Annotated in this window: 5 protein-coding genes; 2 read left to right on the plus strand and 3 right to left on the minus strand. The window is 35.8% G+C overall.

Going from position 1 to position 8538, the window contains the following annotated elements; translation table 11 throughout:
* Nucleotides 1-353: 353 nt before the first annotated feature.
* The 3 genes from HHU12_RS32090 to HHU12_RS32100 all read right to left on the minus strand — a co-directional run bounded on the left by HHU12_RS32090 (nt 354) and on the right by HHU12_RS32100 (nt 5367).
* Nucleotides 354-2303: an acetoacetate--CoA ligase gene (locus HHU12_RS32090; protein WP_169660830.1), complete on the minus strand. Its 1950-nt coding sequence runs from the start codon at nt 2301-2303 to the stop codon at nt 354-356.
* Between the two features lie 238 nt (nt 2304-2541).
* Nucleotides 2542-3000, minus strand: coding sequence for a hypothetical protein (locus HHU12_RS32095; RefSeq protein ID WP_169660831.1), 459 nt, complete (start codon nt 2998-3000; stop codon nt 2542-2544).
* Nucleotides 3001-3363: 363 nt separating this feature from the next.
* The gene (locus HHU12_RS32100; protein ID WP_169660832.1) at nt 3364-5367 is read right to left on the minus strand and encodes an OmpA family protein; all 2004 of its coding nucleotides are present in this window, start codon (nt 5365-5367) and stop codon (nt 3364-3366) included.
* Between the two features lie 158 nt (nt 5368-5525).
* On the opposite strand from HHU12_RS32100, the gene HHU12_RS32105 reads away from it, so the two are divergent.
* Together HHU12_RS32105 and HHU12_RS32110 are read left to right on the plus strand one after the other, a co-directional pair.
* The gene (locus tag HHU12_RS32105; RefSeq protein ID WP_394353223.1) at nt 5526-7586 is read left to right on the plus strand and encodes a DEAD/DEAH box helicase; all 2061 of its coding nucleotides are present in this window, start codon (nt 5526-5528) and stop codon (nt 7584-7586) included.
* Between the two features lie 259 nt (nt 7587-7845).
* Nucleotides 7846-8430: a hypothetical protein gene (locus tag HHU12_RS32110; RefSeq protein WP_169660833.1), complete on the plus strand. Its 585-nt coding sequence runs from the start codon at nt 7846-7848 to the stop codon at nt 8428-8430.
* The last annotated feature ends 108 nt before the right edge of the window (nt 8431-8538 follow it).

Consider the following 8538-nt stretch of genomic DNA (forward strand, 5'->3'; position numbering starts at 1 on the left):
TTATTGAAGGAATTTTTATAAAATTGTACTAAATAATAAGGATTTTATTTGGATTAACCATAAGAGAAGTCGTGGGCTTATGGGAAGCTACTCCTCTTTTCCACCTTATCTTAAACTTGATATGTTTTAATGGCTTACAATTTCTTGTATTCATTAATCAAGAGTCGGTAAATGAGGTGTCTTCCCAAAAGCCCATAATTTCAATTATGGGTCTACGAATCTCCAATTTTCTTCTGCCTTAGTTTTTATGATGGCTCAGTGGACGTTTTGATACACCGTCCACTGAACCACAATACGAACCATTTTTTTCTTAATTCTTCATTCTTAACTCTTCATTCAAACTGCTTTAGTATTTATTTCTCCAATTCCGTCAACCCCTTATACTGTTCCAAAGCTTCAGGATTCTGCAAAGCATCTGTATTTTTGACAGCCCTTCCATGAATCACATTTCGAACAGCAATCTCTACCATTTTTCCACTTCTGGTCTTAGGAATATCATTGACTTGAATGATTTTAGAAGGAACATGACGGGGAGTTGCATTGGTACGGATAACGGTTCTAATTTTATCAATGAGACTTTCAGTAAGCACATTATCCTCCTTCATGACCACAAACAAAATCACTCTACAGTCATCTTTCCATTCTTGACCGACAGCAATACATTCTCTGATTTCATCTACTTTTAATGCTTGTCTATAGATTTCCGCTGTTCCAATTCTTACCCCACCCGGATTTAAAACAGCATCTGAACGTCCATGTATAATGAGACCCTGATGAGAAGTGGTTTCGGCAAAATCACCTTGTGCCCAGAGGTTCTCAAACCTTGAATAATAGGCATTATGATAGCGTTCATTTTCAGGATCATTCCAAAAGCCTAATGGCATGGACGGAAAGGCATTTCGACAAACAAACTCACCTTTTCCTTCTTTCAAGTGTTTTCCTTCGTCATCTACAACATCTAGGTCAAAACCTAACCCTTTACATTGTAATTCTCCTGCATAGACAGGGAGCGTAGGATTGCCAGAAGCAAAAGCACCTATCAAATCAGTACCTCCTGAAATAGAAGATAGGGTTAAATCTTTTTTGAAGGCATTATAGATATAACGAAAACTTTCAATGGAGAGTGGAGAGCCAGTAGAAAGTATCATTCTTAAGTTTTGAAGCTGATGGGATTGATTTGGGATGATATCAGATTTCTGTAATGCGGAAATGTATTTTGCACTTACACCAAAAATTGAGATCTTTTCTTCATCAATCAGGTCTAATAAATAATTGGGGCTAGGGTGAAAAGGGCTTCCATCTAAAACCACAAGAGTGCAACCACAAGCTAATCCGCTGACAAGCCAGTTCCACATCATCCATCCGCAAGTAGAATAATAGAAAAATACATCATCTTCTTTCAGGTCTGTATGTAGAAGATGCTCTTTCTGATGCTCTAATAAAACACCGCCAGCTTTGTGGACAATACATTTTGGTTTACCGGTGGTGCCTGAAGAATACATGATAAATAAAGGATGATTGAAAGGAAGTTGTTCAAACTCAATTTCCTCATTATCATTTTGGATATACTCCTCCCAATTTACACCAATAGGAATCTCACTTACCTGTCTATCATCTTCAAAATAGGGGTAAACAATGATTTTTTCAATAGAAGGAATACTTTTAGAGAGTGACTTCAGTCTATCAATACAAGAATGGATTTTACCATTATAACTATAGGCATTCGCAGAGATAAGGAACTTAGGTTCGACTTGCCCAAATCGGTCTAATACTCCTTGGTAACCAAAGTCAGGACTACAAGACGTCCAAACTCCTCCAATAGCCGTTGTCGCAAGCATACCAATAATTGCCTCAATTGCATTGGGAGTATATCCCGCCACACGATCTCCAATTTGAAGACCATCTTGTTTCAGTTGATGTGAAAGTTGAGCTACTTTTTTATAAAGCGATTGGTAAGTAATAGTATAGCGTCTTCCATCTTCCAACCTTCCGATAAGGGCCACTTTATCATCTCTTCTTCGAAGTAGATTTTGAGCATAATTCAATGTAGCATTAGGAAAGAACTGACTTTTAGAGATATGCTTCTCTGCCACAAAAAATGGTTCATCTCCTTTAGAGCCTTTGATGTTTGCATAATCCCATACCGCAGACCAAAATCGATCTAAGTTATCAACGCTGTTTTTGAATAAATCGAAATAATCATATTCCGCATCGGGGAAATAGTTTTGCTGAAAAGAGTACAGATTTGTTTTAGCAATATGTTCCTTGGTAGGTGACCATAAAGCCTGAGTGTTATTGTTCATGTGTTGTATGTGCAGTTGTGTGTGTTTATTAAGCAGTTGTACAATTAAAATTAGAAGTTTTGGATTTTCTTTTTTAGTCTACTCTTCGTTAGAATATCATCACGTAACTATAGTTATGCTCTTCTATTCTGCCTTGATTAGACTAAAAAAATAAGTATCCAACTTCTCCCAATTTTAAATGTTCAATTGCATAAACTGAATTTACTCTCTTTTTTGCACAAAAAAAAACGAGAAGTTTTTACTTCTCGTCTTCATTTCCTTCAGGAACAATTTTTTCAATGGGATATCGATCAATATATATTTCCGTTGAGATCTTGGATTGAATATTATTGTGATCTACAATGTAAAAGACCACTTCATACTCGCCGACTGTTTTAGGAGGGATATTAAATTGACCATGGAAAACATCACCTTCAAAATCATCATAAATAAATGAGGATCTCCAAGCGTTTTCAGTCGTGACATCCACAGGGTGAACATCCACTTTTAAATACCCTAAATCCACGTAGTCCAATTGAGCAGTTACCTCTAAGAACTGTGCCGTTTCATCATACGGTTTCACACTTGTATTCAACTCATACACATTCATTAAATTCTGCTGTACTTTTTCTTCCGAAGGAGTACATGAGTAAATAATACTAGAGGTGAAAATAAGAGCGAATATATATATTAATTTTATTTGTAAATTTCTCTTCATATAAATCAAACTAAATAATAGTTGAAATCTTAAACTTACTACACAATGCGAACACAATATTTCTTCGTATTCGTAATTATAGATGCTATAAATATGGAAAAGGTTGGAAAGTTTTCAAAAATCCTTAACGTTTAACTTATTTTATTATGATTTGTATAGCAAATACTTTTAACAATTGTAGAAGCGTAACCTGTTACGCAAAAATGTATAGGTTAAACCAATGCTTTTATATTGACGAAAAAAAGATGAGGTACCGACGCGTAGAAGCGTAGCCTGCTACGCAAAATCCAGAAAAGAAGCAATCCTAGACTATTTAATAAAGTCTAACAAAAACGATAAGTAATTTACCTCAGTAGTGTATGATTAATAAATCTCACTCAATGAAGTAATTTTAAATTCTACTCTTCTATTTTGCTCTCTTCCCTCTTCTGTTTCATTAGAAGCCACAGGTTCATTTTCACCTTTACCCACTACAATAAGACGTGATTCTTCAATACCTTTTTTGATCAGATAATTCTTTACAGTTTGAGCCCTTTTTTCACTCAACCATAAATTATAAGCTTCTTTTCCCTTGTCATCCGTAAAACCAGTAATCGTCACTTTTTCAATCGTAGTTTCAGATTTCAAAAGTTCCACAATGCGGTCGAGTTCATCAAAAGAGGTCTTTTCAAGGTAGCTACTATTGGTTTTATAGAAGATATTTTTCAATACAAGAGTGGCCGTTTCTTCCAAAGGGACTAATAATAAATTTTGTAAAGCGTGTACTTGAACTTGTTGTTCCGATAAATTGATATGTTCACTTTGAGATAAGAAACCCGTAGACTGTGCTAGGAAAGAATACGATTTACCCAAAGGCAAAGTGATGTAATACGTTCCTGTTGTGGCATTAGAATAGACCGTTCCCACTTCTTTTTGAGTAGCAAGATCAGTGTAGACAATTTTAGCATTCAGCGGTGTTTGATCTTCTTTATTCACTACTTTTCCTGAAATGACAGCAACAGGCTCAGGTGGTAATAAAATAGGGAGTTTTACGCTGTAAATATCAAAATTACCTTTCGCATTTCTTCTAGAGAAAAAGCCAATATCACCCGTAATAGGTACACAAAGGTCGGTTTCATCACTCTTGGTATTGATCATTGGACCAAGGTTTTCAGGTTTAGACCAGTTCACCCAAGTATCGTCCATTCTTCGAACCGCGAATAAATCACTGCCACCAAAACCACCATGTCCGGTAGAGGCGAAATACAATGTTTTTTCATCACTCGAAAGGAATGGTGCTGTTTCTTTTCCTAGCGTATTAATAGTGTTGCCTAAACTTTGAGGTGCTGACCATCTTCCTTCTTTGTCCTTAAAACTGACATATATATTACTTTCATTTTCAGCTCTATGATCTGTCAAGGAAATCAACATTATTTTTCTGCTGTTTGAAAGGAAGAAATCTGATTTCTGTTTTAGCAATTGGAAGTTGGGGATAATGATTTGTTCCTGTTCGATCCATGTAGAATCTGAAAGTTCTAAGGTAGAAAGATGAAATTCAGAACCGTCGCCTTCAATCACAGAAAGAGCCGTAATACCATCTGGGCTTATGGCCGTAATGTACTGCTGTAACACATTGGTAGAGGAATCGATCTGAACAGGTTGAGCATTCCACACATTTTGACTGTCCAATGTTGCTTCAAAAAGTAATGGTTTTCCATTGACACTTCTTGTAAAAAGCAATTTCTGACCTCTAATATCCAAGGTAGGAGTCAATTCATCAAAATCAGTATTTAAAGTATTGCTTAGCTGAAGTGTCATTACCGTAGGAGCAATTAAATCACTAATTTCAGGTAAAATAGAAATGGATTTTGAAGAAGTAGAAACCCCCACAGCATCAATACCACATTGTCGGATAGAGGATTTTGCTTGTAATCGAATACGGATACGCTGAATGCCTACAGGTTGTTTCTTAATAAAAAAATTAGAAACACTTCCGCCACTTTTTACATAAGAAGGCACTTGATCATAGACAATTGTTTCGGTGTTATTAGCATCAATAACGGTGATTTCTTGAATGGCATTATGATAAAAAGCTTCTCCAATAATGATTTGATTTACATTAGGAATCGGATGTCCGAAACCCACCGTGATTTCAGCACTTTCATCTTCATCAGGAAGCCAAGCAAGAGGATTTCTTTGAATATTGTCAGGAACATTAGGTCTGCCGAGGGTTTGTGTGGCCCCAAAAGCAACATCACTATACTGTGAAGTGTAGCTCAAAACGGTATCTGCCCAAAAAATTGTCTGTGCATTAGTGTTAACAGAAAGTACACAAACAAGTAAGAATGTTATATATAAAGATATGGAATATCGTTGTTTAAATGTCATAGTAGTACAATTATACAACATTTAGCAAAGAATCACTATTTCATTCCTAATCTGTATTTCGTTAATAATTACATTTTATTCATTTATTTTTAATCAGAAATCTATTTGTTTTTTGATTATCCCTTTAACTTTGCACCTGAAAACATTAATACATCATAATGAGTAATTCAAAAAGACTTTACATAGTCAGACACGGTCAGACGGCTTACAATACAAAAAGAATTGTACAAGGAAGAAAAATTGATGCAGATCTCAACGAGAACGGTCAAAAGCAAGCTTCTCTTTTATTTGACGCTTATAAAAAATTTCCTTTCGATAAATTGTATGTGACCTCTCTCAAAAGAACTCATCAAACAGCGAAAGGATTTATCGATGCTGGTTTGGACTATGAGATCATGCCGGAGTTTGATGAAATGAATTACGGAGATTATGAAGGAAATTCAATTGACGATCATACAATTGATGGTATGACGGTCCAAGATATTTCAGATGAATGGGAGAAAGGCAACTTTGAGTGTTTTCCAAAAAATGGAGAACAATTGATGGATGTTTTGAGAAGAGAGGCTGAAGGGTTGGAGAAAATCATGAAAAACGAGAATGAGCGCAGTGTGATGGTTTGTATGCACAGCCGTTCTATTCGTGTTTTCTTGTGTCTGTTATTGGACATGGATTTCGATCAAATGAAAAATTATGCACCTAAAAATACAGGTGTCACAACTATAGAATACAACGAGTACACTGGTGAATTTAAGCTGATTGAGTTTAATAATGTAGATCACTTGGGAGGAGATCCTGAATTGACACATTTACCTCAAAAGCCGGGTGCTGAGTTGGAAGTAGCTGAAAAAAAAAACGCTGAAGAAGACGATTTAGGCTTTCGTAAGTTTAAATTAAACAAACAGCTTTACAATGCTTGTGATGATCAAGGGTACACATCGCCTACACCTATTCAGGAAAAAGCGATTCCTTTGGTTTTGGCAGGGAATGACCTTTTTGGTATTGCACAAACGGGTACCGGTAAAACTGCCGCTTACCTTTTACCTTTATTATTCAAAGCAAAATATGCTCAAGGCAATGACCCAAGAGTATTGATTTTGGTGCCTACTCGTGAACTTTCTATTCAAGTAGGTAAAGAGGTTGAAAAGTTGGGTAAATATACCGGACTTCGTCATGCTGTGGTGTATGGAGGTATTGGACCAAAAACACAGATTGAGGAAGTAGAGAAAGGGATTGATATTTTGATCGGCACGCCTGGTAGAGTAATGGATATTTACTCAAGAGGAAAGTTAAAAACGAAACAGATCAAATATATGGTCTTGGATGAAGCCGATCGTATTATGGATATGGGCTTTATGCCTCAAATTCGTCAGATGTTGGAAATCATCCCACGTAAACGTCAAAACTTATTGTTCTCAGCAACAATGCCGGATATTGTAGTTCGTCTGAGCGAGGAATTCTTGGAATTCCCTACGAGAGTGGAAATTACACCACAAGCGACTACTGCAGAAATGGTAGATCAGTACGTTTACGAAGTACCAAACTTCAGAACTAAACTCAATCTTCTAGAGTACCTTCTGAATGAAGATGATGAATTATCAAGAATCATCGTTTTCGTGAAAAAGAAAGATCACGCCAATGGTATTTTCAAGTATTTGGAGCGTAAAATTGAGGGAGAGGTAAGAGTAATTCATGCCAACAAAGGTCAAAATGCTAGAATTAATAGTATTGAAGCCTTTAAAGAAGGAAATGTACGTGTTTTGGTAGCGACGGACGTTGCCGCACGTGGACTAGATGTAAGTATGGTATCTCACGTGGTCAATTTTGATGTACCAGTGATGTATGAGGATTATGTACACAGAGTAGGTAGAACGGGCAGAGCCAACAATGAAGGTACAGCTTTAACATTCTGTAATAAAGCGGAGAAATATCACTTGAAGAAAATTGAGAAATTGATCAAGAAAGATATTCCAGAATTAGATCTTCCTTTGGATATTGAAATTGCAGAAACGCCAAAAGACGAAGCGAAAGAAATGGCAATGGAAATTGATATTCAAAAAAGAAAAGAAGATCCAACATTCCAAGGAGCCTTCCATGAGAAGAAAAAGAATAAAGATAAAGTGGATAAGAAGCGAAGATTGAAAAATAAAGCTTCTATCGACAAGCAAAGAGCAAGTGGTAAAGTAAGTGCTTACATTGGCTCAGGCAAGAAGAAAAAATAAGGGAAAAGCCAACTCTGAAATGGGTTGGCTTTTTTGTATCTTAAAAGATAATGATAGTTCTTATTTAGAAGGGCTTAATGTTAATTATACTTCAAAATAGCAGGAGATACCTTAAAAAAACTAATAAAAGGAACGAAAGATAGGTGCACATTGTTAATTTAAGTTTGACCTTTTTTAGGTAGCGATAAGTCTTTTTTAGGAAATCGACTTTTAGAATATCCCGTTTTTTAAACTATAACAAAAATAAAAAACATTGAATATGAGATACTTTCTACAAAACATCGCTTTCTTAATTTTATCAATCAGCATTCTTTCTTCATGCGGAAGCCAATACCAAGAAGACTTAGGACCAGAAGATGAAACGCCAGATTGGGGAATTCCTCCAGTAGACAGTATTCCAGATGTTGATATTTCAGATAAAGTAGATGCTAAATATAGATTAATACATACGAATAGAGATAACATTGTTGTAATGGAATATGATATTCGTGAAAATGCAACTCAAGGAGCTTACCAAGTTGTAGAGTATAATAAAAGGACTTTTGAAGTTCGTGGGATTAAGCATTATGCTTTTGAAGCTACTGTTGAAATCACGGAAGATGAGTCAGGTGAAAACAAAAGATTTAAATTCACACCTTCTAACGAAAATAGGATTACACAAGTGTTAGAAAAAGAGGACTACGAATGTAAAGAAGCAATTGACGATCGTGCTTATGCTCAATTATCTTTCAGTACGATAGAAACAAATCAAGCCAAAAGAATCAATGATTTCAGTTTTTCATTGTGTAGTTTAACTCCTGAAGATATTTATGAATTACATCTCAGTATTGAAAATGATTTGTAAAAATGAGAAGAAACAGCCTTTTGTAATGAGAGGCTGTTTTTTGTTTGCCCTGCATGCAAACTATCCCGACAGCTTGAAAGAAAGCTGTTTCGCCCCTCGGAGGGAAGA

The sequence above is a fragment of the Flammeovirga aprica JL-4 genome (genome assembly GCF_012844305.1).
GTDB lineage: Bacteria > Bacteroidota > Bacteroidia > Cytophagales > Flammeovirgaceae > Flammeovirga > Flammeovirga aprica.